The following is a 26,624-nucleotide window of genomic DNA, read 5'->3' on the forward strand; positions in this document are numbered from 1 at the left end:
TACTTCGACTGCTTTATAATCAAGTGCTTTAAAAGATTACGACATGAGCCTAACCAAATCGATATTATTTGGTTAGGTGAATTAGTGAAGCGTTTAGGCAACTCGTACTGGTTACGACGTCATGGCCTCTAAATCGATTATATTTAGGGGCCATGACTAGTGAAGCGCCTAGCCAAAGTCCGAATAGGATTTGGCGTTAGTTACTTAGATTGCTCTGCAATCAAGTAACTTTGGCGATTTACATCTTCTCTGGCGCCTCTACTCCAAGCAAACGAAGAGCTTCTTTGAGGACGACTGCGGTTGCGTAGCTGAGGGCCAGACGACTGTCGCGCTCAGGACTTTCATCTAGGATACGTGTATGTGCATAATATTTGTTAAATGCTTGAGCCAAACCAATCGCAAATTTCGCAATGATAGAAGGTTCAAAGTTATCTGCTGCACGATTGATAATACGTGGGAAGTCTTGGATGAGCTTGATGATTTCCCAGCTTTCAGCATCATTCAGGCTATAGTTGCTAGCTGTATCTGGTTTGAAATCGGCTTTGCGCAAGATAGATTGGATACGAGCGTAGGCGTATTGAACGTAAGGTCCAGTTTCTCCTTCAAAGGATACCATAGCTTCAAGGTCGAAGTCATATCCATTTGTACGGTCGGTCTTAAGATCATAGAACTTGATAGCCCCAACTCCAACAGCGTGGGCAACCTGGTCTTTATTTTCTAACTCAGGATTTTTCGCTTCGATTTGGGCTTTGGCACGACTAACAGCCTCAGCGATAGTCGGTTCTAGCAAGATGACATTTCCTTTACGAGTAGAGAGTTTTTTCCCTTCTTTTGTTACCAATCCAAACGGAACATGGACAATGTCTTGGCTCCAATCGTAGCCCATCTCTTGTAGTACTGCCTTGAGTTGTTTGAAGTGGGCAGATTGCTCTTGACCAACAACATAGATGGATTTTGCAAATTGGTATTCGTTTTTACGGTAGAGGGCTGCAGCCAAGTCTCGTGTGATATAGAGAGTTGCACCATCAGATTTCTTGATAAGAGCTGGATGTTCAATTCCATATTTCTCAAGATTCACAACTTGGGCTCCCTCTGACTCAACAAGAAGTCCTTTTTCAGCGAGAATATCTACAACAGCATCCATCTTATCGTTGTAGAAGGCTTCTCCGTTGTAGCTGTCAAAATCAACTTGCAATTCATTGTAAAGGCGGTTGAATTCCACTAAACTTTCATCACGGAACCATTGCCAGAGAGCGAGGGCTTCCTCATCTCCATTTTCCAGTTTGCGGAACCATTCGCGTGCTTCTTCATCCAAGCTAGGGTCTTTTTCAGCTTCAGCATTGATGCGAACGTAGAGTTTAAGAAGTTCATCGATTGGATGCGCTTTAACGGCTTCCTCATTTCCCCATTTCTTGTAGGCAACGATCAACATTCCAAACTGTTTGCCCCAGTCTCCTAGGTGGTTGACCTTGACCGTTTGATAACCGATTTTTTGGAAAATATGTGACAAGCTATCCCCGATAACCGTTGAACGCAAGTGCCCAATAGAGAATGGTTTTGCGATATTGGGACTAGACATGTCAATGACGACATTTTCTTGCTTGCCAATGGTTTGGTCGGCATAGTGTTCTTTTTCAGTGATAACATCCTGTAATACCTGAGCCGAAATAGCAGATTTATCAAGGAAAAAGTTGACGTAAGGTCCAGTAGCGACAACCTTTTCAAAGGCTTGACTATTGATTTTTTCAGCAATATCTGTTGCAATCATTTGAGGAGCTTTACGCTCGACCTTTGCTAGAGAAAAGGCAGGGAAGGCGATGTCTCCCATTTCTGAGTTTTTAGGTGTTTCCAGTAAATTTAAAATAGCCTCTTGATCCAGGCTATCAATGACGCTAGCCAACTCGCTAGCAATCAATTCTTTTGTATTCATAAGGGCTCCTTTTGGGCTTTTTTACTATTTTAACACAATTTACTACATTTTTTGAGAAAGAAAAGAATTTTTTTGAATTATCTAGTTTTTTTGGTATAATGTAGTTATAAAATAAATGTAAAACTTGTTATAAATATTCACTTAAGAGGATAATATGAGAAAAAGAGAACGGCATCAATTGATTAAAAAGATGATCACCGAAGAAAAACTTGGGACACAAAAAGAGATTCAAGATCGTTTAGAAGCTCGTAATGTTTATGTGACACAAACGACTTTGTCACGTGATTTGCGTGAAATCGGCTTGACCAAGGTTAAGAAAAATGATATGGTGTATTATGTACTAGCAAATGAGACAGATAAGATTGATTTAGTTGAGTTTTTGTCTCATCATTTAGAAGGAGTTGCAAGAGCTGAGTTCACCTTGGTACTTCATACCAAACTTGGGGAAGCTGCAGTCTTAGCAAACATTGTAGATGCAAACAAGGATGAATGGATTTTAGGAACGGTTGCTGGTGCTAATACCTTATTGGTTATTTGTCGAGACCAGCACGTTGCCAAGCTGATGGAAGATCGTTTGCTAGATTTGATGAAAGATAAATAAGGTCTTGGGAGTTGCTCTCAAGACTTATTTTTAGCAAGGAGAGACGGAAAATGGCAACAGAAAAGCTATCACCCGGCATGCAACAGTATGTGGATATTAAGAAACAATACCCAGATGCTTTTTTGCTTTTTCGAATGGGTGATTTTTACGAGTTGTTCTATGAAGATGCAATTAATGCAGCGCAGATTTTAGAAATTTCCTTAACAAGTCGGAATAAAAATGCAGAAAATCCGATACCCATGGCGGGTGTCCCCTATCATTCTGCCCAGCAGTATATCGATGTTCTGATTGAGCAGGGCTATAAGGTAGCCATAGCCGAGCAGATGGAAGATCCCAAACAAGCAGTTGGTGTTGTCAAGCGAGAGGTGGTCCAGGTCATCACACCTGGAACGGTCGTTGATAGCAGTAAGCCGGATAGTCAGAATAATTTCTTGGTTTCCTTAGATTGTGATGGCAATCAATTTGGTCTGGCTTATATGGATTTGGTGACGGGTGACTTTTATGTGACAGGTCTATTAGATTTCACGTTGGTTTGTGGGGAAATCCGTAATCTCAAGGCTCGAGAAGTGGTGCTGGGTTATGACTTGTCTGAGGAAGAAGAACAAATCCTCAGCCGTCAGATGAATCTGGTGCTTTCTTATGAGAAGGAAGGCTTTGAGGATATTCATTTACTGGATCCACGACTGGCAGCTGTGGAGCAAGCGGCAGCTAGTAAGCTCCTCCAGTATGTTCACCGTACCCAGATGCGAGAATTGAACCATCTCAAACCAGTTATCCACTATGAAATTAAAGATTTCTTGCAGATGGATTATGCGACCAAGGCTAGTCTGGATTTGGTTGAGAATGCCCGTTCAGGCAAGAAGCAGGGGAGTCTTTTCTGGCTTTTGGATGAAACCAAAACAGCTATGGGCATGCGGCTCTTGCGCTCTTGGATCCATCGTCCCTTGATTGATAAGGAACGAATCGTCCAACGTCAAGAGGTGGTGCAGGTCTTTCTTGACCACTTCTTTGAGCGCAGCGATTTGACAGACAGTCTCAAGGGTGTTTATGATATCGAACGCTTGGCTAGTCGGGTTTCTTTTGGAAAGACCAATCCCAAGGATCTCTTGCAACTGGCGACTACCTTATCTAGTGTGCCACGGATTCGAGCGATTTTAGAGGGAATGGAGCAGCCTGCTTTAGCTTATCTCATCGCACAGTTGGATGCCATTCCAGAGTTGGAGAGCTTGATTAGCGCAGCGATTGCCCCTGAAGCTCCTCATGTGATTACGGAAGGTGGTATTATCCGTACGGGATTTGATGAGACCTTAGACAAGTACCGTCGTGTGCTCAGAGAAGGGACTAGCTGGATTGCTGAGATTGAGGCTAAGGAGCGGGAAAACTCTGGCATCAGCACGCTTAAGATTGACTACAATAAAAAGGACGGCTACTATTTCCATGTGACTAATTCGCAACTGGGAAATGTTCCAGCCCACTTTTTCCGCAAGGCAACACTGAAAAACTCGGAACGCTTTGGGACAGAGGAGTTAGCCCGTATCGAGGGGGATATGTTGGAGGCGCGTGAGAAGTCAGCCAACCTAGAGTACGAAATCTTTATGCGTATCCGAGAGGAAGTCAGCAAGTACATCCAGCGTTTGCAGGCGCTAGCCCAAGGAATTGCGACAGTTGATGTCTTGCAAAGTCTCGCAGTTGTGGCTGAAACCCAGCATTTGATCAGACCTGAGTTTGGAGAGGATTCACAAATAGATATCCAAAAAGGGCGCCATGCTGTCGTCGAAAAGGTCATGGGAGCTCAGACCTACATTCCAAACAGTATCCAGATGGCAGAAGATACCAGTATTCAGCTGATTACAGGGCCAAACATGAGTGGGAAGTCAACCTACATGCGCCAGTTAGCCATGACGGCGGTTATGGCCCAGCTGGGTTCTTATGTGCCAGCAGAAAGCGCCCATTTGCCTATCTTCGATGCTATCTTTACTCGTATCGGAGCAGCTGATGATTTGGTTTCAGGTCAATCAACCTTCATGGTGGAGATGATGGAGGCCAACAATGCCATTTCGCATGCGACCAAGGACTCACTCATTCTCTTCGATGAATTGGGACGTGGAACTGCAACTTATGACGGGATGGCTCTTGCCCAATCCATCATCGAATACATTCATGAACATATCGGAGCCAAAACCCTCTTTGCGACCCACTACCATGAGTTGACCAGTCTGGAGTCCAGCTTGAAAAACTTGGTCAATGTCCACGTGGCAACCTTGGAGCAGAATGGGCAGGTCACCTTCCTTCATAAGATCGAACCAGGACCAGCTGACAAATCCTATGGTATCCACGTTGCTAAGATTGCTGGCTTGCCAGTAGAACTTTTAGCAAGGGCGGATAAGATTTTGACCCAACTGGAGAATCAAGGGACGGAAAGTCCTACTCCGATGAGAGGAACAAGTGCTGTTACTGAACAGATGTCACTCTTTGATGCGCCTGAAGAACATCCTATCCTAGCAGAATTAGCTAAACTGGATGTATACAATATGACACCGATGCAGGCTATGAATGTCTTGGTCGAGCTCAAACAAAAGTTATAAAAAGAATCCCACTCATGTGTTGAACTGCACCCCAAAAGTTGGACAGAAAAAATCTAACTTTTGGGGTGTTTTTATTATGAAATTAACTTATGATGATAAAGTTCAAATCTATGAACTTAGAAAACAAGGGTATAGCTTAGAGAAGCTTTCAAATAAATTTGGGATAAACAATTCTAATATTAGGTACATGATTAAATTGATTGATCGTTACGGAATAGAGTTCGTCAAAAAAGGGAAAAACCGTTATTACTCTCCTGAATTAAAACAAGAGATCATTGATAAAGTCCTACTTGAGGGACGAAGCCTTACAGTGAGAAAGGCAGAAACAGTTAGAGAAATGGTTTCAGGAGGATTTCGACTAGATTTACTTCTTGAAACAGCTCGTTTAGCTCACTCAACTTACTATTACCATTTGAAACAGCTGGATGGGGTTGATAAGGATCAAGAACTTAAAACCGAAATTCAGGTCATTTTTACCGAACACAAGGGAAATTATGGCTATCGTCGGACTCACTTAGAACCAAGAAATCGTGGTCTTGTGGTGAATCATAAGAAGGTCCAACGGCTGATGAAAGTCCTTGGTTTAACAGCTCGTATCCGTCGAAAACGGAAGTATTCTTCCTACCAAGGAGAGATTGGCAAGAAAGCAGAGAATCTTATTCAACGCCAGTTCGAAGGGGCGAAACCGATGGAAAAGTGCTATACAGATGTGACAAAGTTTGTCATTCCAAATAGCACACAGAAACTCTATTTATCGCCAGTTTTAGATGGCTTTAATAGCGAAGTTATCGCTTATAATTTGTCTACTTCACCAAATTTAGAACAAGTGAAAACCATGTTGAAACAGGCATTCACAGAGAAACACTACGAGAATACAATTCTCCATAGCGATCAAGGCTGGCAATACCACCACGATTCTTATCATCGTTTCCTAGAGAGTAAGGGAATTCAGCCATCTATGTCCCACAAGGGCAACAGCCCGGACAACGGTATGATGGAGTCCTTCTTTGGTATCTTGAAATCCGAAATGTTTTATGGTTATGAGAAGAACTTTAGGTCTTTAGAAGACCTTGAACAAGCTATTGTGGACTACATTGATTACTACAACAACAAACGAATCAAAGTCAAACTAAAAGGACTTAGCTCTGTGCAATACAGAACTAAATCCTTTGGGTAAATTAATTGTCTAACTTTTCGGGGTCAGTACAATTGACTAGTCTCTTTTTTTGAATTACTAAGGGTGCATCGAGACGAAAGAAGTTGGATATGCTATCAGTGGTATTCAGCATGACATTTGGTGAAAAACAGGGATTTATTCAGCTGTTGGCATGTCAAACAAGTTGATATTGAATTGATTTTAAGAGAAATGGTAGAGCAGGTAGCCATTCGATTGAGAAGAGCAAATCGCTCTTCTTTTTTGTTGCTTATAATCCGTTGCTAAATAAGCATAATCAATTAAAATAGAATTCAAAGAATTTACCGAAGCGAGATTGAAATTAAATGATACAAGTTGAATTTGCCAAAAGAATAAAATCGTTGCGAAATGAAACTGGATTAAGTCAAGAAAAGTTTGCACTTAAAATCGGTATGGATAGAACATACTACGCTTCAGTTGAGTCTGGAAAGCGAAATATATCTTTGCAAAATATTGAAAAGATTGCAAACGGATTTGGAATTTCAATCTCAGAGCTGTTTTCAAAGATTGATAACCAATAATCAAGGTTTGTTATACCGAAGGTACACTATTACAATTAAGTCAAGGCAAATGATAAGAAGGGGATAAATATGGCTAGTAATTCGCATGGTTTCAACAATGAAGCAATTATTTCAGAATATCTAAATGGGAAAAAATTTAAAGAGCTAAATTTAACGATGAAAGAATTTATCAAATATATTGGTACTACTTTGAATTTGCCTATTGATAATGATACTGAAGTAAAATCTGAAACCGAAACAAATAATAAATTAAAACAAGATATTTATATATTTATTAATGGTTATAAAGTAGGTGTTAGTGTAAAACTAGGTTCAGGGAATTCTGTACATCAAGAAAAAATAGAAGACTTCATAATTTTTATAAAAGAAAATTGTAATGCGTCAGAAGAGATTTGTGATTTATGGAGATTCTTTATTTGGGCAGATGGTACACTAGATGGAACAGGGCCTACTGAAAAAGATGAATCTGGAAATATTATAAGTAGGTTTACAGCATCACAGTTTAAAAAACAATATCCTAGAAAGCGTGAGAAGCTATTAACGTTTATTGAAGAGAATAAGACAAAACTTATTGAGAGAGTTGTTTTTGTTGGAAAAAATAATAGTTCTGTAGATTTTGTATACCATGGAACTGAAAAGCAAGGTAGCTGGATCTCTAAGCAAGAGGCTCTAAATTATATGTCTAGAATAAAGCCAAAATCCAATAGAGCCTGTTTCCCTGTTGGACATTTGACTACTCAAGTTTGGAATGTTTCTCAAACAGGTAACACTGAACAAAAACGTGGACAAATTCAATTTAAATATGGCAGCTTGCAAAGCGATTTAGAAACACTACTGAAAAATAATGCTGAGACAGTGGGTACTTTTTTGGGTGACATAGAGGAATTTGGACTTACTCATGTATTGAATAAAAATAAAGATAGTAAAATGTGGAAAATTTTACTCCCAAATGAGAAGGATTTTTCTAATTATTATGCTGTTAAAGTATCTACACATCAATTATCCACTTTAAGCAATAAAAAGGTAAAAACAAAAAGTGATGCCTATGTAGTTAAGGCAGATATTGATCGTAAAATATTACTCGAAAAACAATTTGTTCTGGACGAATCGGATATAAAAGATATTAACTATGAAGTGGTACCCGGTACAGGGATCTCAATAAAATTGAAAGATTCTAAGCATTTTTCTTATCAAAAATTCACATCTAATTCCTTTAAACTTGCATTTTCTGATATTGAGGAAATTGAATTCTGGTTAGTTTCGTTGTTAATATACAGTAAAGATGAAGAAAGACATAAAAACAATAAAATTATTTCAGACTTTGATTACGACTTAGAACAGTATTTACAAAAAGTTCATGAAAAGATGGGTATTGAAATTAATGATGTAGATAATAAACAATTTTGGGATTCAATTAGGCAATCAGCACAAAAGTTTATTAAAGAGAAAATCCAGTCCGATCAAATTCTAAAAGAAAATATTTTTATGGGGAGACACTGGTTTAAAGAGCCATATCATGCCATGTATATTTTTGAGAAAGGAAAGTTGAGAGAGAACATTATTTCGGATTTCTCAATTACAACTGGTTCTGGTCGAAGTAAAGGTAAGTATACAATCGAAATTAAATAGAGCTGTTCTGAAACAGCTCTATTTATTTATTTCTTAAAGATAATTCATTTAAAAAGTTTTTGAATATAAGTCGAATCACTGGGACTGCAACACTATTGCCAAGTTGTTTATAACTTTGGCTGTAATTTTCTTTTAGTTTATAATCATCTGGGAATCCCATAATTCTTAAACATTCTACGACTGTATATTTTCTGTATTGACTATAAACTACCGGAACGTTATTCCCACCAGTTCCCATTTTTGCAGTAAGACATGGTGAAATACCATTAGAACTGAAAGAAACTTTTGAAGGCCTGATGTTATTTGCTATAATTGGCTCTAATGTTCTATCTGCTTTTTGTAGGTACTCCTGAATATTGTTATCAATATTCTTAATTGCAATATCTGATACCCTGTAATCACTTGAAACTTTTTTCTCTAAAATTTTGCTTAAGGTGTTAGTTAGAGAGATTTTTTCAGGGAACACATTGTTTAAATCTACAGATTCAGCAAAATCATTTCGAATTCCAATACAATACCATCTGTTTCGATTTTGTGGAATATTATAGTCTTTTGCGTTAAGTAGTTTCCATTTCGCTGTGTAACCAATTTCAGAAAGGACATCGAGGATAACTCTTAGAGTTTTCCCTTTATCGTGGTTTACTAGTCCAGATACATTTTCCAGAATAAAGCCTTTTGGTTTCTTTTCTTTTAAGATTCTAGCTACCTCAAAGAAAAGAGTTCCACGAGAATCTTCAAAACCAAGTCTTTTCCCTGCTATTGAAAAAGGTTGACAAGGGAAACCAGCGCAAAGAAAATCATGATCAGGAATACTATGTGATTCAATAAGAGTAATATCTCCATCTGGATAATCACCAAAATTATTGTAGTAGGCTTCTGCGGCAAATTTGTCTATTTCACTGGAGAAAACACATTCTCCACCGAGAGATTCTAGTGCTAATCGAAAGCCACCAATGCCTGCAAATAAATCGATAAAAGTAAAATTATTTTTCATTGTTATTTATATACTCGCTTAGATGATTTAGAATTGCAGTAATTACTGGTGGGCTTACTGCATTTCCTGATTGTTTGTAAATTTGAGTATCGCTCATACCTGTTGAAACGAGATTATGAATGAATTCTTTTGAGAATCCTTGTACTTTTAGATTTTCAATAGGTGTTAATTTACGAATTTTGGAATTTACAAAAATCTTAGTGGAATCAGATCTTGCTAAAACAGTGGGTGAAATTCCATGAATAGAATAAACTCGTCGCTGTCTCTCTTGATCGTTATGCACATCTTTAGGAAGATCAAAAAGTTTAATAATTTTGTGCTCTTCAACTTCAATGACTGTATCTCTTATTTCAGTAATATACTTAAGAACAGGTTCTTTTGAGAAAAAGTATTTTTCGTCTACATTAGATTCTAAGATATCTTTTAGGAATTGTGGTTTACAGTCAACGTTAAGTGTATTAAAGAAATTAAAACTATTAAAATCTTGATTATTTAAATAAGATTTTAAAGAGTTAATTTTAAGGCTATTAACATCAGTTACAAACTTTTCGGTTGTATGATTAAGAATTCCAACGATAAATGTACGAGTACGGTTTTGAGGTAATCCTACATCTTTTGAATTTAAAATTGTAAAATCAACTGTGTAACCCAATTTAGATAAAGTTTCTAAAATGACTTTTATTGTTTTCGAAGAGTCGTGACTAACTAAATTTGCAACGTTTTCTAGTAAAAAATACTTTGGTTTTTTTTCTTTCAAAATACGAGCTATATCAAAGAATAGAGTTCCTCTTGTATCTTCAAAACCATTTCGTTTTCCTGCGATAGAAAATGCTTGGCAAGGGAAACCTCCAAGCAATAAGTCATGATCTGGAACTTTTTTTTCGTCAACTTTTGTTATATCACCTGCTTGGTACACATCTGGAAAGTTTGCTTTATACGATGTTGTTGCGAATTTGTCTATTTCACTTGAGAAAATAGTGTTTCCTTTTAGCTGAGAATTTTCTAAACCAAGTTCAAAGCCACCAATTCCAGAAAATAAACTAACAACACGTAATTTATTGTTTTTATTTTTCATGAGATAATTTACTCCATAATGATTTTCTAAATAATGTTTTTTAATATCGTAGCAGGGGTATAATTTTGAAACATTTTAGCTACTATTCTATCAGAAAAACCTAAAATTGTCTAAGGCTAATGACTCCTCAGTATAATTGAGTTTATATCCCTACCTACTAAATATATTCGTAAAAATAACATCAAACAAAAGAGTGTACAGAAACTTTCTGTACACTCTTTATCCATAATATTCAATCTTAGATGGCTCGATAATCTCATTATGGAAGTTCTATACACTCATCCAGACATAACCTTTTGATTGGTCAGGTGTGGCTAAGATGAGTTCTTCATAAGAAGGTAGAGAAGTAATATCATTTAGCAAGATATTCAGTTCTTTAACCTTGCAGGGTTGGAATAGTTCAACGACTGATGAAAGTTCTTGATTTAACGGCTCGAATTCGTCGAAAACGGAAGTATTCTTCCTACCAAGGAGAGATTGGCAAGAAAGCAGGGAATCTCATTCAACGCCAGTTTGGAGCATCGAGACCAATGGAAAAGTGCTATACAGATGTGACAGAGTTTGCCGTTCCAAATAGCACACAGAAATTGTATTTATCGTCAGTTTTAGATGGCTTTATCAGCGAAATTATTCCTTTTAATCTTTCTTGTTTGCCAAATTTAGAACAAGTGAAAATCATGTTGGAACAGGCCTTTGCAGAGGAGCATTACGAAAATACAATTCTCCATAGCGATCAAGGATGGTAATACCAACACGATTCTTATCATCGGTTTCTAGAGAGTAAAGGAATTCAGCCATCTATGTCGCGCAAGGGAAACAGCCCAGACAACGGTATGGTGGAGTCCTTCTTTGGTATTTTGAAATCCGAAATGTTTTACGGTTATGAGAAGCACTTTAGGTCTTTAGAGGACCTTGAACAAGCTATTGTAGACTATATCGATTACTACAACAACAAACGAATCAAAGTCAAACTAAAAGGACTTAGCCCTGTACAATACAGAACTAAATCCTTTCAACAATTATTTGTCCAACTTTTGGGGGTCAGTACATTGTGAGTGGGTTTTTCTCTATTATTTTTTATGGGCCAAGAGTTGATTGATGTGGTCTACTTTTTTAGCTTCTCTTTTATAGAGAATAGCCCAGATGATGAGGTAGACAATCGCAAACTCTGGAATGAGTTGGAGATAGAAGGTCCAGTGGAAGGGGAACCAACCAGCTAGAGTTGCCAGTGGGACAAAGCCAGCCAGCATGAGGAAGAAATGGGAAAGTGTGGCACGGAGCAAGCTCCAGTCACGGCTGAATAAGCGACTGCCAAAGCTAAAGAGAACGCCGATAGCTGACCAGATAATCGTGCAGTAGAGTAAGACCAGAGCACCGTGAACCTGATGTTGAGCCATCACTTGGCCGATAAGAGACTCGGGACTAAGTGGAGCATAGGTATTTGGGGCGTACATGAGTGAAAAGAGGATAGATAGGATGAGGCCGATAAGTACACCAGCAGCTGCATCGTGAAAGATTTGTTTTTTCATAGTTCTAATTTCTCCTTGATGGTTTTTAGGTAACGGCGTGAAGAGTAGGTGAAACTTTCGTTTTTTAAGAAAATTTCAACCAGACCGTTGGGCGTGAGCTTGAGATGAGAGATGGAGTCGATATTGACGATTTCAGATTGGGAAATTTGGATAAAAGTGGTCGGTAGAATTTCAAGAACTTGATAGAGTCGCAAATCAATGCTGTAGGTCTGACTCGACGTTTCTGCTAGAACCTTGCGATTCTCGATATAGAAGCGTTGTATCTTACCAATCTTAACTAGATAGACCTGATCATCAATCTTTCCTTTGATTGTTTCTTTTTGGTCAAGATTTTCAGCGAACTCGATGACTTTCTGGACTTTTTCGATCGGCTGAGGAGTTTGGACAATCAACTTTTCCTCCTCGTAAGTCTCTTTAATCTGTAGTTCTACTTTCATAAATTTCTCTCCTTATATTTCATACAAAATTGTGATCACTTCTTGTACACCTTTATTAATACTCTTCAAAAATCAAATTCAAACCACGTCAGCGTCGTCTTGCCGTACTAAAGTACTGTCTGCGCCTAGCTTTCTAGTTTGCTCTTTGATTTTTATTGAGTATACCACTATTTTACGACCCATGGCAAGAGCTTTTGTCTATGTGGAGAAATTTGGAGTCTATGTGGTATTTGCTTTTTCTGGTAACATCTGAAATATGGTATAATAGCACTAATCAATTTCTAGGAAAATAGATACAGAAAGGGGCTGAAAGATGTCTCATATTATTGAATTGCCAGAAGTGTTGGCAAACCAGATCGCTGCAGGAGAGGTCATTGAACGTCCTGCTAGCGTGGTCAAAGAGTTGGTAGAAAATGCTATTGACGCGGGCTCTAGCCAGATTATCATTGAGATTGAGGAATCAGGTCTAAAGAAGATTCAAATCACAGATAATGGTCATGGAATTGCCCACGATGAGGTGGAATTGGCCCTGCGTCGCCATGCGACCAGCAAGATAAAAAATCAAGCAGACCTTTTTCGGATTCGGACGCTCGGTTTTCGTGGTGAGGCCCTGCCCTCTATCGCTTCTGTCAGTGTTCTGACTCTGTTGACGGCGGTGGATGGTGCGAGTCATGGGACCAAGCTCGTTGCGCGTGGGGGAGAAGTTGAGGAAGTCATCCCAGCGACTAGTCCTGTGGGGACCAAAGTTTGTGTGGAGGACCTCTTTTTCAACACACCTGCCCGTCTCAAGTATATGAAGAGCCAGCAAGCGGAGCTGTCTCATATCATTGATATTGTCAACCGTCTGGGATTGGCTCATCCTGAGATTTCTTTTAGTTTAATCAGTGATGGCAAGGAAATGACGCGGACAGCAGGGACTGGTCAACTGCGACAAGCCATCGCAGGGATTTATGGTTTGGCGAGTGCCAAGAAGATGATTGAAATTGAGAACTCTGATCTAGATTTCGAAATTTCAGGTTTTGTTTCATTGCCTGAATTGACACGAGCTAATCGCAACTATATCAGCCTCTTCATCAATGGGCGATATATCAAGAACTTCTTGCTCAATCGTGCTATTCTTGACGGCTATGGCAGTAAACTCATGGTAGGGCGTTTTCCACTGGCTGTCATTCACATCCATATCGATCCTTATCTGGCTGATGTCAATGTTCATCCAACCAAGCAAGAGGTGCGGATTTCTAAGGAAAGAGAGCTGATGGCACTTGTCTCAGAAGCTATCGCAAAGAGTCTTAAGGAACAGACCTTGATACCTGATGCTTTAGAAAATCTTGCCAAGTCGACCGTGCGTAATCGTCAAAAGGTAGAGCAGACCATTCTCCCACTCAAAGAAAATACGCTTTACTATGAACAAACAGAAGTAACAAGACCGACTCAAGTTGAGGTTTCAGACCATCAAGTAGGCTTGACTGAAGAAAGACAGGATTTAACCCTGTTTGCCAAGGAAACCTTGGACCAGTTGACCAAGCCTGCAAAACTGCATTTTGCAGAGAGAAAGCCAGCTAGCTATGACCAACTAGACCATCCAGAGTTGGACCTTGCTAGTCTCGATAAAGCCTATGATAAGCTGGAGCGAGAAGAATCATCAAGCTTTCCAGAATTGGAATTTTTCGGACAGATGCACGGGACTTATCTCTTTGCCCAGGGGCGAGATGGACTCTATATCATTGACCAGCATGCAGCTCAGGAGCGGGTTAAGTACGAGGAATACCGTGAAAGCATCGGCAATGTTGACCAGAGTCAGCAGCAACTCTTAGTGCCCTACATCTTTGAATTTCCTGCGGATGATGCCCTTCGTCTTAGAGAAAGAATGCCTCTCCTAGAGGAAGTAGGTGTTTTTCTAGCAGAGTATGGAGAAAATCAATTTATCCTGCGTGAACATCCTATTTGGATGGCCGAAGAGGAAATCGAATCTGGTATCTATGAGATGTGCGATATGCTCCTCTTAACTAAAGAAGTTTCGATCAAGAAATACCGAGCAGAGCTGGCTATCATGATGTCCTGCAAGCGGTCGATCAAGGCCAATCACCGTATCGATGACCATTCAGCCAGACAGCTCCTTTATCAGCTTTCTCAATGTGATAACCCCTACAACTGTCCACACGGACGTCCCGTTTTGGTGCATTTTACCAAGTCAGATATGGAAAAAATGTTCCGACGCATTCAGGAAAATCATACGAGTCTTCGTGAGTTGGGGAAATATTAAGAACACAAAAAGCCTTTGTTCCTTTTGAACAAGGCTTTTTAGTTTTTCTAAGGTGGGAACTTGATTGGACATGGGCAACTTGACACGATATTTACACTTGCTTGACAAGACCAGTTCTATAAAAATGTTGTGAAAACTGAATTAGGTGATTCCAGGCTTTGTAGAATCGTCGTTGTCTGAAGGAGTCTCAAGACCAATGACCTTATCAAGATAACGTTGTTTGGTTTTGAGAACCTTATTGATAGCGACAGCAGAAGCGATTAAGAGAACGAAGGTTAGCCAGATCCAAGCGGTGAATTCAGCTGGAAAACTAGAACCGGCTAAAAAGAGATAGATAGCCAGAGCCAATACAAAAATATAAATCACCTGCCAAAGACCAAAGGATTTAACCTTTTTATAGTAGTTGTCTTTGTCTTCCTCCAAAATCACTGCTGTGGAAACTTTTTCAATGCTTTCATCCAGTAGTAGATAGTCAGTTGTCACTTGAAAAATCTTGCTTATTTCAATGATTTTTTCGATTTCAGGAAGGACTTGTCCAGACTCCCATTTGGAGATGCTTTGCCGAGAAACATTGATTTGTTCTGCTAGCTTTTCTTGGGACCAACCTTTTTCCTTTCGGAGTTCAAATAGTTTTTCTGCGAGTTTCATCATTCTATCCTCCTTTTTCTACTTCTATCCTAACAATTTTTACTTATAAAGAGAATACAATCTCCTGTACAATTTGTCAACCACCGGTTGCACTTGTGTTTGCAGTTTTCAGCAAAAAAATATGATATACTAGGTAAGAAAAAGCGAAGAAATTATGAAAAAGGAATGAAAGATGAAAGAATTTTTTGCCCTCCCCAAGCAAATTCAAATGCGGGAATGGATGAGCTTTGTAGCACGGATTTTAGAGAGTGCCATTACTCCTTTTATGGCCATGTACTATGTTCAATATTTTGGAGCCTTTTGGGCGGGGTTATTGATGATCACAACCAAACTCATTGGTTTTTTAGCTGGGCTGTATGGTGGACATTTGGCGGATCTTTGGGGACGTAAGAAAGTCATTGACTGGGGAAACTTTGGTCTTGCGAGTGGCTACTTTCTTGTGCTGCTGGCAAATATGCCTAATCATATTTTTCCCTTTTTGACTTTTGTCGGAATGTTGCTGGCAGAGACCGCAGGAACTTTCTCTTGGCCGGCTATTGATGCGATGATTATTGATTTGACCGACGAGCAAAATCGCCGTTTCGTTTATACGATTAGTTATTGGTTTGTCAATGTATCCGTTATGTTAGGAGCAGGGCTTGCAGGTTTCTTTTACGACCACCATTTTTTTGAGTTGCTTCTGGTTTTGACGGTAATTAGCTTCTTGAATTTTTTCCTCGCTTGGAAATATTTTTCAGAAAGTAAGCCAGCTAATCTGGTCTTTGAGCATGGTAGCAGTCCTTTGGCAACTGTGAAAAATTATGCTTCTGTTTTTCAGGACAAAATTTTCCTACTTTATACGTTAGGGACTGTATTTAATGGTGTTATCTGGTTGCAAATTGACAATTATATACCCGTTCATTTGAAAGAGTCATTCATCGCGAGTAGTATTTTCGGTATTCATATTTCAGGAGCTAAGATGCTCAGTATCATGGTCTTTATCAATACCCTGATTATTGTTTGCTTCATAACGACTGCCAATCGTTTGACCAAGGAAATGAAGCTCATACCGCAGTTTTTATTGGGAAGTATTATCTTTGACTTGGGTATGCTTTTCACCATTGTCTTCAGGAGTTTCTGGGCTCTGTTTTTGCTAGCCATTCTCTATACTATGGGGGAACTCATCTGCATGCCGCCAAGCCAAGTTTTGCGGGCGGAAATGATGAATGAGAATAAGCTCGGAACCTACTCAGGTTTCCTTAATATGGCGCAGCCTTTAGCGTCTATTTTAGCGGGGGCGATGATTTCTATCAGCGCTGCAACAGGTGCTGTAGGTGTTTGGCTCGTTTTTATTGTGTGTGCAGTACTTGGGTTGCTTCTTATCATCAGAGCAGCGCATTTACAAGGAATTGCAAATCAATTATAGAAAGTGAAAATTATGTACGAATATCTAAAAGGAATCATTACCAAAATCACTGCTAAATACATCGTCCTAGAAGCTAACGGTATCGGCTATATCCTGCATGTGGCCAATCCTTATGCCTATTCAGGTCAGGTGAATCAAGAAACTCAGATTTATGTGCACCAAGTTGTCCGTGAGGATGCCCATCTGCTTTACGGCTTTCGTTCAGAAGACGAGAAGAAGCTCTTTCTCAGCTTGATTTCGGTCTCAGGGATTGGTCCTGTGTCAGCTCTTGCTATTATCGCTGCCGATGACAATGCTGGCTTGGTTCAGGCGATCGAGACTAAGAACATCACCTACTTGACCAAGTTCCCTAAAATTGGCAAGAAAACAGCCCAACAGATGGTGCTGGACTTGGAAGGCAAGGTAGTCGTGGCTAGTGATGACCTTCCTGCCAAGGTGGCAGTGCAAACCAGCGCTGAAAACCAAGAACTGGAAGAAGCTATGGAAGCCATGTTGGCACTGGGCTACAAGGCGACTGAACTTAAGAAAATCAAGAAATTCTTTGAAGGAACGACAGACACAGCTGAGAACTATATCAAGTCGGCCCTTAAGATGTTGGTAAAATAGGAGATTTTTATGACAAAACGCTGTGGTTGGGTTAAAATGAACAACCCATTATATGTGGCCTATCATGATGAAGAGTGGGGCCAACCCCTTCATGATGACCGTGCTCTTTTTGAGTTGCTTTGTTTGGAAACTTACCAGTCGGGTCTATCTTGGGAAACGGTACTAAACAAACGCCAAGGATTCCGAGAAGCATTTCATGGCTATCAAATTCAAGAGGTCGCGGAAATGACAGATGGGGAGTTGGAAGCCATGTTAGAGAATCCAGCCATCATTCGAAATCGAGCCAAGATTTTTGCGACGCGTGCCAACGCCCAAGCATTTTTACAAGTCCAGAAAACCTTTGGCTCTTTTGACGCTTATCTCTGGTCCTTTGTTGAGGGAAAAACGATCGTGAATGATGTTCCTGACTATCACCTAGCACCTGCTAAAACAGCCTTGTCTGAAAAGTTATCTCAAGATCTCAAAAAACGAGGCTTCAAGTTCACAGGTCCAGTCGCAGTTTTAGCTTTTCTACAAGCGGCAGGTCTGATTGACGACCACGAAAATGATTGTGAGTGGAAAAGCGGAAATAAGTGAGTGCAGGCGTCTAATTATCTGAGAATATAGAAAAAGCTGAGATGAGTTTCTCAGCTTTTTGATTATATGCTAGTAATTTTTATAGTGCAGTGAGAAATGTCAGTCCACCTAAGACAACGCCGGCTGAGTTTGGAATAATTAGTATCCAATCCTTCTTAGGTTCTTTTGTCCATCCGTAAATAACCCAAATTAAACAAGATACTGCTGCGGATAAAGGCTGAAATGGTTGAGCCTTGTTGCCTTGTAAATTGGCAAAAATTTGTGGGATGTAGGCGATAAATACAATAATCCCGATAAAGGCCCCGATTGAACCGACAATTTGATTTATTTTTTGTTTAGTCATATACACCTCCTTTAAAAAGATATCATAGAAATAAGCAAAATGCAATAAATTCAGACACAAATTGTAACGAAAATCAATACCAAAGCACAAAAATGGAGAAATTGTTTATTTTTTGTTATCGTCAAAGCGAATGACTTGCTCCTGTGCATCTACATAGGCGTGAACGCCAAAGGGTACAATGGCTCTTGGTGTGGCGTGCCCAACGTTTAGATTATAGACAATTGGGATATTGCTGTCAACGATGCTCATTAGTGCCTCTTTATAGTCGTTATAGAAGGTTTCATCCATTGGCTTTCCGACCAAGAGTCCACTGATGACCTCAAATATTCCAGTTTTTTTCAAAGCTAGCAACATTTTTTTGAAATCATCAGGTTCAGGCTTTTCTTCGCTTGTTTCTAGTAAGAGAATCTTTCCTTCCCAGTCGGATAAGTCAGGGAAAAGTTTGTATTTTTGGCAGAGGTCGGTGCTATCTGCGTGTAGAGAGTTGTCAAAGATATCATAGAGAGACTCAAGACAACCACCGAGGATTTCTCCCTCAAACTGGGCATTTCCTTGTAACAAGTCAAAACCAGTATTTACATGGCTGAGACGAGGTGTTCCCAAAGCTTTGGGACTGAAGTCAGTTCTTTCCTCATACCAAAGGTCGCTAGGACGGATTTCTGAGATTCTTCCTGTCTTGATCAATTCTTTAAAGTAGTGAAAGCTATAGGGCAACATCTCCTTGTCCAATTCACAAATGTCTGCTAGAAAGGATTGCCCATAAAAAGTCTTGACCCCTAGTTTGTGCAACATAAGGTGGTTCATAGTGGTATCTGAGAAACCAAGAAAAATCTTTTGTTTGATAACTTTTTCTAGTTGGTCATTTTCAAAAAGGTAGGGTAGCAAGCGATAGGTATCATCCCCACCGATGGCACATAGGATCATATTGATGCTATTGTCCGAAAAGGCCTTCATCAAATCCTCTGCACGTGCCTCCGGATGGTCCTTGATAAAGTCTAACCCTTTTAGCGAATGGGGCAAAAAGATAGGATTGAGTCCTAGATCCCTGAGACGTTGGAGACCCAAATCGACTTCGTGTTTGACAAAATCCTCTCCGATAACACCGCTAGACAAACTAACAATACCAATAGTAGAAATCATATCTCATCCTCCTAGAAATAGATTGAGCCTATTTTATCACAAAAGATGAGATAAAACTATAAGAATGAAACTCAGAAGTGCTATTGAATCTCAAGAAAGCAAGTGAAAAGCAACCGCCTGTGCAGTTGCTTTTCGTTTTTCTAATCTCTAATCTCACTAGATATGAGTTACTTGGTCAACTCTTGATTATAGGAGAGAGCTAAATCAATCCAGTAAGGAAGTTCTTTTTGACCTTCAATATCTAGGTCTATATAGCCATGATAAGGTCGCCCTCTCATCAATGTAGTATGAGCTCCTGTTCGGGGTAGAACTTGCTTTTCTATTTCTTTGCCAATTCTGACCATAACCAGTTCGTCCTTTCTGGAACTGACTGTAAGGACCATTTTCCCACGAATCATAAAGGCAAGGCCACCAAACAGTTTCTTTTCTTCTAGCTCTTCTTCGAAAATTTGGGGAGGAAGTTTGAGTGCTAGAATTTTTCGAATCTGCTGAGCTAAAGATTGACTATATGCCATAGCTTTTCACTTCTCTTAATAACGTGATGGGCCTGCGCTTGCGCTTCGGATATTGAAACGTTTCTTGAGATAGAAGCGAAGGGCGAGAAGGGCTGCTCCTAGGACAGCCAAAGGCAATGGAGCAAGGACTGGATTGAGGTTGGCTGGTAGGAAGCTTGTTGCAAAGAAGACAACCAACCAAAGAAGCATAGCAGCGAGGATGACGAGGATTGATTTCCAGAAAGGAGGGCGCTGGCTACGATCTGTGTCTGGTCCATAGTACTGGTAGACAAAGTAGTACATCAAGTAGAAGGCAAGTCCTCCTACAAGTCCAACCAACAAGAGGGTAATCAAGCCATAGCCAATAGCCTGATCTGTAGAGAAGAAGGTAGTCAGAGCGCTAACCAATGCAAAGAGACTGGTGATAAAAAGGGCTGAGTCCATAATCATGAGTTTTGGATCGTCATTTTCTTTTGGATGCTCTTTTTCGTATTGCTCCTTGACAGTGAAGCTATGAGCCCAGTGGGTTGGAGCCCCGTAGAGGGAACGTGCAGTCGTCCCCTTGGCTTGCTCTTCAAGGATTTTAGGAATGACTTCCTCAAAGACAGCCTTGATTTCAGCGTCTGTTTTACCATCTTTAATAAATTGTTGGGTAGCGATGTGGATAAACTCTTGGTTTTTCTTAGTTAATTTTTGTAAATCAATCTGAGACATAGGGATTCCTCTTAGAACCATTTTTTATGGATGAGATAGAGAGTGAGCGAAACACTCATAGCAAAGGCGATAAAGACGATTAACCAGAAGGCATGAGGCTCACCGTTTAGAGGGATTTCATTATCCTTAAAGTTCATCCCGTAGGCTGAGAAGATCATGGTTGGGACAGACATAACGATGGTCACGAGAGCCAGGGTCTTCATGATGTTGTTCTGGTTGTTGGAAATGATAGAGGCAAAGGTCTCTGTCATAGAGTGAAGGACATTTCCATAGATATCTGCCATCTCGATGGCCTGTTGGGTTTCAATCAGAGTGTCTTCGAGTAGGTCTTCGTCTTCTAGGTATTTCTTGATATTGCTAGTTGCGCTAGTCAATTTCTTAATCACGCGCTCGTTCGTCTTCAGTGAGGCCTTGAAATAGACGATGGTCTTTTCCAATTCCATGAGCTCAATCAGCTCTTCGTTTCGAGTGGATTTGTGAAGTTGACTTTCGATTTGTTCACTCTTACGGTCAATCGAACGAAGGGCCGTAAGGTAAAGTTCGGCGTTGCGATAGAGAATCTGGAAGATAAAGCGTGAACGCATGAAGGTGTAAAAGTTGCGCAGTCTACGGTTGATAAAGACATCGAGAACGGGGAGGGGTTCCAAGCAGGTGGTGATAATGGTTTCCTCTGTGATGATAATCCCCAGCGGAATCGTAACGTAGTAGGTACGATTGTTTCTTTCCTCTGTGATGGGAACGTCCACGATGATCAAAGTGTACTCATCTTCGATGGTAATACGGGACATTTCTTCCGCATCGAGCGGTGCTCGAAGGTCGGCAATGTCAATGTCGAAGGCGTTAGCGATTTCCAACGATTCATTTTGTGTAGGATTGACGAGGTTGATCCAAGTACCTGGTTCAAGCGTGTCGATCTCTTTAAATTCCGTTGTTGTTGAGAGAAAAACTTGTTTCATATCCCCTATCCTTTCCTACTATTCAGTGATTCATTTTTTGCACCGTACTATTATACTATAAAAACAGCTTTTTGGGTAATAGAATTTCACATTTTTTGGTATAATGGAAAGCAATAATGGACTAGAAAGAACAAAGATGCAAGATAAAATTGTGATTCATGGGGCACGTGCCCATAACTTAAAAAATATTGATGTGGAGATTCCGCGAGACAAGCTGGTTGTTGTGACTGGTTTGTCAGGGTCTGGGAAATCCAGTCTGGCCTTTGATACCCTCTATGCTGAGGGCCAACGTCGCTATGTAGAGAGTCTATCAGCCTATGCTCGCCAGTTTTTGGGCAACATGGAAAAACCAGACGTGGATGCTATTGATGGCCTCAGCCCAGCTATTTCCATCGACCAAAAAACGACTAGCAAAAACCCGCGCTCGACCGTTGGAACGACGACTGAAATCAATGATTATCTGCGTCTCCTCTACGCACGTGTGGGGACGCCTTACTGTATCAACGGGCATGGGGCTATCAAGGCTTCTTCTGTGGAGCAAATTGTGGATAAGGTCTTGGAATTGCCAGAACGCCAACGCTTGCAGATTTTGGCCCCTGTCATCCGCAAGAAAAAAGGCCAACATAAGAGTGTCATTGAGAAGGTTCAGAAAGACGGTTATGTTCGTGTCCGTGTGGATGGGGAAGTCTATGATGTGACCGAAGTGCCAGAGTTGTCGAAGAGCAAGCAACACAATATCGATGTTGTTGTTGACCGTATCGTCATCAAGGAGGGCATTCGTAGTCGTCTCTTTGACTCCATTGAGGCAGCCCTTCGTATCGCAGAAGGTTATGTCATTATCGACACTATGGACGATTCTGAGTTGCTCTTTTCTGAGCATTATGCCTGTCCAGTTTGTGGTTTTACAGTACCAGAGTTAGAGCCTCGTCTCTTCTCCTTCAATGCCCCGTTTGGCTCGTGTAGTGAGTGTGATGGTTTGGGCATCAAGCTGGAGGTGGATGTTGACTTGGTGGTTCCTGATACCAGCAAAACTTTGCGTGAGGGAGCATTAGCACCTTGGAATCCTATCTCATCCAACTACTATCCAAATATGCTAGAGCAGGCCATGACAGCCTTTGGAGTGGATATGGATAAGCCTTTTGAGGACTTGTCAGAAGAAGATAAAAACTTGATTCTTTACGGGTCTGATGGCAAGGAATTCCATTTCCACTATGAAAATGAATTTGGCGGTGTGCGCGATATTGACATTCCTTTTGAGGGAGTTGTCAATAATATCAAGCGTCGTTACCATGAGACTAACAGTGACTACACCCGTACCCAGATGCGACTCTACATGAATGAGCTGACTTGTGGAACCTGTCATGGCTATCGTCTCAACGATCAGGCCTTGTCTGTCCGTGTGGGTGGTGAGCAAGGACCACATATTGGTGAAATCTCAGATCTGTCTATCGCAGACCACTTGGAGTTGGTGAGCCAGCTGACCTTGTCTGAAAATGAAGCGATTATCGCCCGTCCCATTCTCAAGGAAATCAAGGATCGATTGACCTTCCTCAATAACGTAGGTCTTAACTATCTGACCCTGTCACGTTCGGCAGGAACCCTATCAGGTGGAGAGAGTCAGCGTATTCGCTTGGCAACCCAGATTGGGTCCAACCTATCAGGTGTCCTTTATATCCTGGATGAGCCGTCGATTGGTCTTCACCAGAGGGATAATGACCGCCTGATTGCTAGTCTGAAAAAGATGCGTGACTTGGGCAATACTCTCATCGTGGTGGAACACGACGAAGATACCATGCGCGAGGCGGATTATCTGATTGACGTTGGTCCAGGTGCCGGTGTTTTTGGTGGCGAGATTGTTGCTGCAGGAACACCCAAGCAGGTGGCCCGTAATAGTAAGTCTATTACAGGCCAGTACTTGTCAGGTAAACGTGCCATTCCAGTACCAGAAGAGCGCCGTGCCGGAAATGGTCGCTTTATCGAAGTGACAGGTGCGCGTGAGAACAACTTGCAAAATATCACTGCTCGCTTCCCATTAGGAAAATTCATCGCGGTGACAGGTGTGTCAGGTTCAGGGAAATCGACCTTAATCAACAGCATCCTCAAAAAAGCCATTGCGCAGAAGCTCAATCGCAATTCAGACAAGCCTGGTAAATTTAAGACGATTACAGGGATTGAGCATGTAGACCGCTTGATTGATATTGACCAGAGTCCAATCGGGCGAACGCCAAGGTCTAACCCGGCTACCTATACGGGAGTTTTTGACGATATACGTGACCTTTTTGCCCAGACAAACGAAGCTAAGATTCGAGGCTACAAGAAGGGCCGTTTCAGTTTCAACATCAAGGGCGGTCGTTGCGAAGCCTGCTCAGGTGACGGGATTATCAAGATCGAGATGCACTTCTTGCCAGATGTATACGTGGCTTGTGAAGTCTGCCACGGGACTCGCTACAACAGTGAAACCCTAGAAGTCCACTATAAGGAAAAGAATATCTCGCAGGTTTTGGACATGACCGTCAACGATGCGGTGGAATTCTTCCAACACATTCCCAAGATTCAGCGTAAACTTCAGACCATCAAGGATGTGGGGCTGGGCTATGTAACGCTAGGGCAACCGGCTACCACCCTTTCTGGAGGAGAAGCTCAGCGTATGAAGTTGGCTAGTGAACTCCACAAACGCTCGACAGGGAAATCCTTCTACATTCTGGATGAGCCAACTACAGGGCTTCACACTGAGGATATCGCTCGCTTGCTTAAAGTCTTGGCTCGCTTTGTCGACGATGGGAATACTGTCCTCGTCATCGAGCACAATCTAGATGTTATCAAGACAGCAGACCATATCATCGATTTGGGACCTGAGGGCGGTGTCGGTGGTGGAACCATCATCGCAACAGGAACCCCAGAAGAAGTAGCGGCCAATGAAGCCAGCTACACAGGACAGTATTTGAAAGGAAAGTTAAAATAAGATTTAAAAGGCTCTGCTTTTTTAGGCAGAGTCTTTTTTATAATAAATTACGAATTTTTTCTTTTATAAATGAGTTAAGAGAATAGTGTTTATCCAGATATTCTAGGAGTGCTTGAGCAGACTCAGAAATGCGTTCGTAACCTTGCAAAAAGTGAGGCAATTGCTTGGCTTCCTTTGGATAACCTTCTTCAAATCGTCTGTTGGTATTAAAGATATCTATAAAATTAGATTTAGAAGTTGTTTCCAAACTGATTAGTTCAGTCCAAAGCTTGACGGTTCTGTTTTGTATTAAATCATAAGCAGCTAATTTTTCGCCTCGCTGATAACGACCTAGCCCTAAATATAGATTACATAAAATTTCTCCCAACAACCATTCACGGTCTCTGTTTTCTTTTGATGGCAGTCTTTGTGGCTGACAGATTGTTTCATCAAAACCGACCTCCTTCCAGATAATCTTGCCTTCAGAGAAGGGAATGTTTACTAGTTCTTGAGCTTCAAAGACAGCAAATTCACAAAAAACATCATCTTCAAATAGAACTTTATGTCCGTCCACTGTATTTTGGTAGTGAAATGCAATTGGTTCTAGCTTACTTAACCAGGTTAGGTCTTGGATATAAGTCTGCTTGTAGCCATCTTTTACAATAACAAAGAAGTCTAAATCTGAGTACTGATCCAATCGTTCTCTTTCTGTTCCGCAAGAACCAAGCGCCAGCAAAGCTAGTGCTTGGTTCGAATCTTTTAGAGACTGACCAATCTCATCTAGTCTTTGTAACAGCAATTCTGTTTTATTCATATCGATACCTCATTCTTTCTTGTTTAACAGAAATTATACATTAAGCGCTTTCAAATGTCAATTTTATCTAATCTTAGCTATATAGATTGTATTATTTTCGATATTTTTTTGCTATAATAAATTAAATCATTTTATGGAGGTTTTCTCATGTTATCAAGAGTTGAAAAATTTGAAGTAGCCTTAAAACAGACAGAGTGTGATGCTGTCTTAGTAACCAATCTGAAGAATATTTACTATCTGACTGGTTTCAGCGGGACAGAGGCGACAGTTTTCATCAGTAAAAAGCGCCGGATTTTTCTGACGGATTCTCGTTATACTCTTATTGCCAAGGGCGTGGTTGAGGGCTTTGACATTGTGGAAACGCGCGATGCGGTTGGTGAAATTGCTAAAATTATAGCGGACGACAAGCTGGAAAAAATTGGCTTTGATGACGAGATTTCCTATGCTTACTTCAAGATGCTGGAAAGTGTGTTTGCTGGTCATGAGCTGGTTCCAATGACTGGTTTTATTGAAAATCTGCGGATGATCAAGGATGAGCAAGAAATCGCAACCATTCGTAGGGCCTGCCAGATTTCTGACCAAGCCTTCCTAGATGTACTGGATTTTATCAAGCCCGGTGAGACGACTGAGCTAGCCGTTATGAACTTTTTAGATGCCCGTATGCGCCAGCTAGGTGCTTCAGGTGCCTCTTTTGATTTTATCATCGCTTCGGGCTACCGCTCTGCTATGCCACATGGCGTGGCTAGTGACAAGGTCATTCAAAAGGGTGAAACCCTGACCATGGACTTTGGTTGCTACTACAACCACTATGTCAGCGATATGACGCGGACAGTTCATGTGGGGCAGGTGACAGATGAAGAGCGGGAGATTTATGATATTGTCCTGCGCAGCAATCAAGCCCTCATAGATGCAGCCAAGGCTGGTCTCAGTCGAATTGATTTTGACAGGATTCCGCGCCAGATTATTAACGATGCAGGCTACGGTCCTTACTTCAGCCACGGGATTGGACATGGGATTGGTTTGGATATCCATGAAATTCCTTACTTTGGCAAGTCAGAAGAGCCAATCAAGGCTGGTATGGTCTTGACTGATGAACCAGGCATTTATATTGAAGATAAATACGGGGTTCGTATTGAAGATGATATCCTGATTACAGATAACGGTTGTGAGTTATTGACACTTGCTCCAAAAGAATTGATTGTTATCTAAAAAATGAGATAAATCATTG

23 protein-coding genes and 1 pseudogene are annotated in these 26,624 nt (G+C 40.8%); 12 read left to right on the top strand and 12 right to left on the bottom strand.

The features are described from left to right. Nucleotides 1–238 precede the first annotated feature (238 nt). Nucleotides 239–1,930 (bottom strand): arginine--tRNA ligase, encoded by a 1,692-nt coding sequence (argS, locus tag ACORHV_RS00670; RefSeq protein ID WP_434398374.1) that lies wholly within the window; start codon nucleotides 1,928–1,930, stop codon nucleotides 239–241. Between the two features lie 154 nt (nucleotides 1,931–2,084). On the opposite strand from argS, the gene argR reads away from it, so the two are divergent. The 5 genes from argR (at nucleotide 2,085) to ACORHV_RS00695 (ending at nucleotide 8,461) form a co-directional block, all read left to right on the top strand. Beyond that, complete coding sequence (gene argR / locus ACORHV_RS00675; protein ID WP_001231483.1) at nucleotides 2,085–2,531, top strand: arginine repressor; 447 nt, start codon at nucleotides 2,085–2,087, stop codon at nucleotides 2,529–2,531. Between the two features lie 50 nt (nucleotides 2,532–2,581). Beyond that, entirely contained in the window at nucleotides 2,582–5,116 is a 2,535-nt protein-coding gene (mutS, locus tag ACORHV_RS00680; protein WP_434398376.1) for a DNA mismatch repair protein MutS, read from the top strand. A 76-nt stretch (nucleotides 5,117–5,192) separates the two neighbouring features. Then, the gene (locus ACORHV_RS00685; protein ID WP_434398378.1) at nucleotides 5,193–6,293 is read left to right on the top strand and encodes an IS3 family transposase; all 1,101 of its coding nucleotides are present in this window, start codon (nucleotides 5,193–5,195) and stop codon (nucleotides 6,291–6,293) included. A 323-nt stretch (nucleotides 6,294–6,616) separates the two neighbouring features. Then, entirely contained in the window at nucleotides 6,617–6,832 is a 216-nt protein-coding gene (locus ACORHV_RS00690; protein ID WP_200729898.1) for a helix-turn-helix domain-containing protein, read from the top strand. 69 nt (nucleotides 6,833–6,901) lie between these two features. Beyond that, on the top strand, nucleotides 6,902–8,461 hold the full coding sequence (locus ACORHV_RS00695; protein WP_200729899.1) for a hypothetical protein: 1,560 nt from the start codon (nucleotides 6,902–6,904) through the stop codon (nucleotides 8,459–8,461). A 22-nt stretch (nucleotides 8,462–8,483) separates the two neighbouring features. Here the strand turns inward: ACORHV_RS00695 and dcm (ACORHV_RS00700) are convergent, their stop codons facing one another. Then, nucleotides 8,484–9,455: a DNA (cytosine-5-)-methyltransferase gene (dcm, locus tag ACORHV_RS00700; protein ID WP_200729900.1), complete on the bottom strand. Its 972-nt coding sequence runs from the start codon at nucleotides 9,453–9,455 to the stop codon at nucleotides 8,484–8,486. After that, complete coding sequence (dcm, locus tag ACORHV_RS00705; RefSeq protein WP_200729901.1) at nucleotides 9,445–10,530, bottom strand: DNA (cytosine-5-)-methyltransferase; 1,086 nt, start codon at nucleotides 10,528–10,530, stop codon at nucleotides 9,445–9,447. The genes dcm (ACORHV_RS00700) and dcm (ACORHV_RS00705) overlap by 11 nt, the downstream gene beginning before the upstream one ends. Before the next feature lie 398 nt (nucleotides 10,531–10,928). Between dcm (ACORHV_RS00705) and ACORHV_RS00710 the strand changes: the two are divergent. Continuing rightward, nucleotides 10,929–11,585 (top strand): annotated as a pseudogene (locus tag ACORHV_RS00710) (IS3 family transposase); the annotation flags it as partial. 15 nt (nucleotides 11,586–11,600) lie between these two features. Here ACORHV_RS00710 and ACORHV_RS00715 read toward each other — a convergent pair. Both ACORHV_RS00715 and ACORHV_RS00720 read right to left on the bottom strand, forming a co-directional pair. Next, nucleotides 11,601–12,059: a DUF3021 domain-containing protein gene (locus ACORHV_RS00715; protein ID WP_434398382.1), complete on the bottom strand. Its 459-nt coding sequence runs from the start codon at nucleotides 12,057–12,059 to the stop codon at nucleotides 11,601–11,603. Continuing rightward, nucleotides 12,056–12,496, bottom strand: a complete 441-nt coding sequence (locus ACORHV_RS00720; RefSeq protein WP_065371518.1) for a LytTR family DNA-binding domain-containing protein — start codon at nucleotides 12,494–12,496, stop codon at nucleotides 12,056–12,058. Before ACORHV_RS00720 ends, ACORHV_RS00715 begins: the two co-directional genes overlap by 4 nt. A gap of 313 nt (nucleotides 12,497–12,809) precedes the next feature. Here ACORHV_RS00720 and mutL point away from each other — a divergent pair, with 313 nt between their 5' ends. After that, nucleotides 12,810–14,759 (top strand): DNA mismatch repair endonuclease MutL, encoded by a 1,950-nt coding sequence (gene mutL, locus ACORHV_RS00725; RefSeq protein WP_434398384.1) that lies wholly within the window; start codon nucleotides 12,810–12,812, stop codon nucleotides 14,757–14,759. 141 nt (nucleotides 14,760–14,900) lie between these two features. On the opposite strand, the gene ACORHV_RS00730 is transcribed toward mutL, so the two are convergent. Continuing rightward, a complete protein-coding gene (locus ACORHV_RS00730; protein WP_008277272.1) occupies nucleotides 14,901–15,407 on the bottom strand; it encodes a helix-turn-helix domain-containing protein in 507 nt (168 codons plus the stop codon). Nucleotides 15,408–15,579: 172 nt separating this feature from the next. On the opposite strand from ACORHV_RS00730, the gene ACORHV_RS00735 reads away from it, so the two are divergent. Genes ACORHV_RS00735 through ACORHV_RS00745 form a run of 3 tightly spaced genes read left to right on the top strand, consistent with a single transcriptional unit; the run spans nucleotide 15,580 to nucleotide 17,994 of the window. Then, on the top strand, nucleotides 15,580–16,812 hold the full coding sequence (locus ACORHV_RS00735; protein WP_000657467.1) for an MFS transporter: 1,233 nt from the start codon (nucleotides 15,580–15,582) through the stop codon (nucleotides 16,810–16,812). Between the two features lie 12 nt (nucleotides 16,813–16,824). Continuing rightward, nucleotides 16,825–17,418, top strand: a complete 594-nt coding sequence (gene ruvA, locus ACORHV_RS00740; RefSeq protein ID WP_000273410.1) for a Holliday junction branch migration protein RuvA — start codon at nucleotides 16,825–16,827, stop codon at nucleotides 17,416–17,418. A gap of 9 nt (nucleotides 17,419–17,427) precedes the next feature. Continuing rightward, nucleotides 17,428–17,994 carry a DNA-3-methyladenine glycosylase I gene (locus ACORHV_RS00745; RefSeq protein WP_000166572.1) on the top strand — a complete coding sequence of 189 codons (567 nt, stop codon included), beginning with the start codon at nucleotides 17,428–17,430 and terminating at the stop codon, nucleotides 17,992–17,994. 79 nt (nucleotides 17,995–18,073) lie between these two features. On the opposite strand, the gene ACORHV_RS00750 is transcribed toward ACORHV_RS00745, so the two are convergent. The 5 genes from ACORHV_RS00750 to ACORHV_RS00770 form a co-directional block, all read right to left on the bottom strand. Beyond that, nucleotides 18,074–18,337, bottom strand: a complete 264-nt coding sequence (locus tag ACORHV_RS00750) for a SemiSWEET family transporter (RefSeq protein WP_000166112.1) — start codon at nucleotides 18,335–18,337, stop codon at nucleotides 18,074–18,076. 105 nt (nucleotides 18,338–18,442) lie between these two features. Next, nucleotides 18,443–19,477: a S66 family peptidase gene (locus ACORHV_RS00755; protein ID WP_000626042.1), complete on the bottom strand. Its 1,035-nt coding sequence runs from the start codon at nucleotides 19,475–19,477 to the stop codon at nucleotides 18,443–18,445. A gap of 167 nt (nucleotides 19,478–19,644) precedes the next feature. Further along, nucleotides 19,645–19,992: a TfoX/Sxy family protein gene (locus ACORHV_RS00760; protein WP_000331822.1), complete on the bottom strand. Its 348-nt coding sequence runs from the start codon at nucleotides 19,990–19,992 to the stop codon at nucleotides 19,645–19,647. Nucleotides 19,993–20,007: 15 nt separating this feature from the next. Further along, nucleotides 20,008–20,685, bottom strand: coding sequence for a DUF1129 domain-containing protein (locus tag ACORHV_RS00765; protein WP_000077993.1), 678 nt, complete (start codon nucleotides 20,683–20,685; stop codon nucleotides 20,008–20,010). Between the two features lie 11 nt (nucleotides 20,686–20,696). After that, the gene (locus ACORHV_RS00770) at nucleotides 20,697–21,641 is read right to left on the bottom strand and encodes a magnesium transporter CorA family protein (protein WP_000815617.1); all 945 of its coding nucleotides are present in this window, start codon (nucleotides 21,639–21,641) and stop codon (nucleotides 20,697–20,699) included. Between the two features lie 136 nt (nucleotides 21,642–21,777). Between ACORHV_RS00770 and uvrA the strand changes: the two genes are divergently transcribed. After that, on the top strand, nucleotides 21,778–24,603 hold the full coding sequence (gene uvrA, locus ACORHV_RS00775) for an excinuclease ABC subunit UvrA (protein WP_001152876.1): 2,826 nt from the start codon (nucleotides 21,778–21,780) through the stop codon (nucleotides 24,601–24,603). Nucleotides 24,604–24,640: 37 nt separating this feature from the next. On the opposite strand, the gene ACORHV_RS00780 is transcribed toward uvrA, so the two are convergent. Then, nucleotides 24,641–25,396, bottom strand: a complete 756-nt coding sequence (locus ACORHV_RS00780; RefSeq protein WP_001043930.1) for a hypothetical protein — start codon at nucleotides 25,394–25,396, stop codon at nucleotides 24,641–24,643. Nucleotides 25,397–25,543: 147 nt separating this feature from the next. Here ACORHV_RS00780 and ACORHV_RS00785 point away from each other — a divergent pair, with 147 nt between their 5' ends. After that, on the top strand, nucleotides 25,544–26,605 hold the full coding sequence (locus ACORHV_RS00785; RefSeq protein ID WP_000952766.1) for a M24 family metallopeptidase: 1,062 nt from the start codon (nucleotides 25,544–25,546) through the stop codon (nucleotides 26,603–26,605). Nucleotides 26,606–26,624: the final 19 nt, after the last annotated feature.

The organism is Streptococcus sp. KHUD_016 (assembly GCF_051106465.1).
Lineage (GTDB): Bacteria > Bacillota > Bacilli > Lactobacillales > Streptococcaceae > Streptococcus.

Coding starts and splice junctions, on each gene's coding strand:
- ACORHV_RS00785 (WP_000952766.1), top strand. CDS start 25,544: ATGTTATCAAGAGTTGAAAAATTTGAAGTAGCCTTAAAACAGACAGAG.
- ACORHV_RS00720 (WP_065371518.1), bottom strand. CDS start 12,496: ATGAAAGTAGAACTACAGATTAAAGAGACTTACGAGGAGGAAAAGTTG.
- ACORHV_RS00750 (WP_000166112.1), bottom strand. CDS start 18,337: ATGACTAAACAAAAAATAAATCAAATTGTCGGTTCAATCGGGGCCTTT.
- argS (WP_434398374.1), bottom strand. CDS start 1,930: ATGAATACAAAAGAATTGATTGCTAGCGAGTTGGCTAGCGTCATTGAT.
- ACORHV_RS00745 (WP_000166572.1), top strand. CDS start 17,428: ATGACAAAACGCTGTGGTTGGGTTAAAATGAACAACCCATTATATGTG.
- mutL (WP_434398384.1), top strand. CDS start 12,810: ATGTCTCATATTATTGAATTGCCAGAAGTGTTGGCAAACCAGATCGCT.
- mutS (WP_434398376.1), top strand. CDS start 2,582: ATGGCAACAGAAAAGCTATCACCCGGCATGCAACAGTATGTGGATATT.
- ACORHV_RS00780 (WP_001043930.1), bottom strand. CDS start 25,396: ATGAATAAAACAGAATTGCTGTTACAAAGACTAGATGAGATTGGTCAG.
- argR (WP_001231483.1), top strand. CDS start 2,085: ATGAGAAAAAGAGAACGGCATCAATTGATTAAAAAGATGATCACCGAA.
- ACORHV_RS00755 (WP_000626042.1), bottom strand. CDS start 19,477: ATGATTTCTACTATTGGTATTGTTAGTTTGTCTAGCGGTGTTATCGGA.
- ACORHV_RS00760 (WP_000331822.1), bottom strand. CDS start 19,992: ATGGCATATAGTCAATCTTTAGCTCAGCAGATTCGAAAAATTCTAGCA.
- dcm (WP_200729901.1), bottom strand. CDS start 10,530: ATGAAAAATAAAAACAATAAATTACGTGTTGTTAGTTTATTTTCTGGA.
- ACORHV_RS00735 (WP_000657467.1), top strand. CDS start 15,580: ATGAAAGAATTTTTTGCCCTCCCCAAGCAAATTCAAATGCGGGAATGG.
- dcm (WP_200729900.1), bottom strand. CDS start 9,455: ATGAAAAATAATTTTACTTTTATCGATTTATTTGCAGGCATTGGTGGC.
- uvrA (WP_001152876.1), top strand. CDS start 21,778: ATGCAAGATAAAATTGTGATTCATGGGGCACGTGCCCATAACTTAAAA.
- ACORHV_RS00730 (WP_008277272.1), bottom strand. CDS start 15,407: ATGAAACTCGCAGAAAAACTATTTGAACTCCGAAAGGAAAAAGGTTGG.
- ACORHV_RS00695 (WP_200729899.1), top strand. CDS start 6,902: ATGGCTAGTAATTCGCATGGTTTCAACAATGAAGCAATTATTTCAGAA.
- ruvA (WP_000273410.1), top strand. CDS start 16,825: ATGTACGAATATCTAAAAGGAATCATTACCAAAATCACTGCTAAATAC.
- ACORHV_RS00715 (WP_434398382.1), bottom strand. CDS start 12,059: ATGAAAAAACAAATCTTTCACGATGCAGCTGCTGGTGTACTTATCGGC.
- ACORHV_RS00765 (WP_000077993.1), bottom strand. CDS start 20,685: ATGTCTCAGATTGATTTACAAAAATTAACTAAGAAAAACCAAGAGTTT.
- ACORHV_RS00690 (WP_200729898.1), top strand. CDS start 6,617: ATGATACAAGTTGAATTTGCCAAAAGAATAAAATCGTTGCGAAATGAA.
- ACORHV_RS00770 (WP_000815617.1), bottom strand. CDS start 21,641: ATGAAACAAGTTTTTCTCTCAACAACAACGGAATTTAAAGAGATCGAC.
- ACORHV_RS00685 (WP_434398378.1), top strand. CDS start 5,193: ATGAAATTAACTTATGATGATAAAGTTCAAATCTATGAACTTAGAAAA.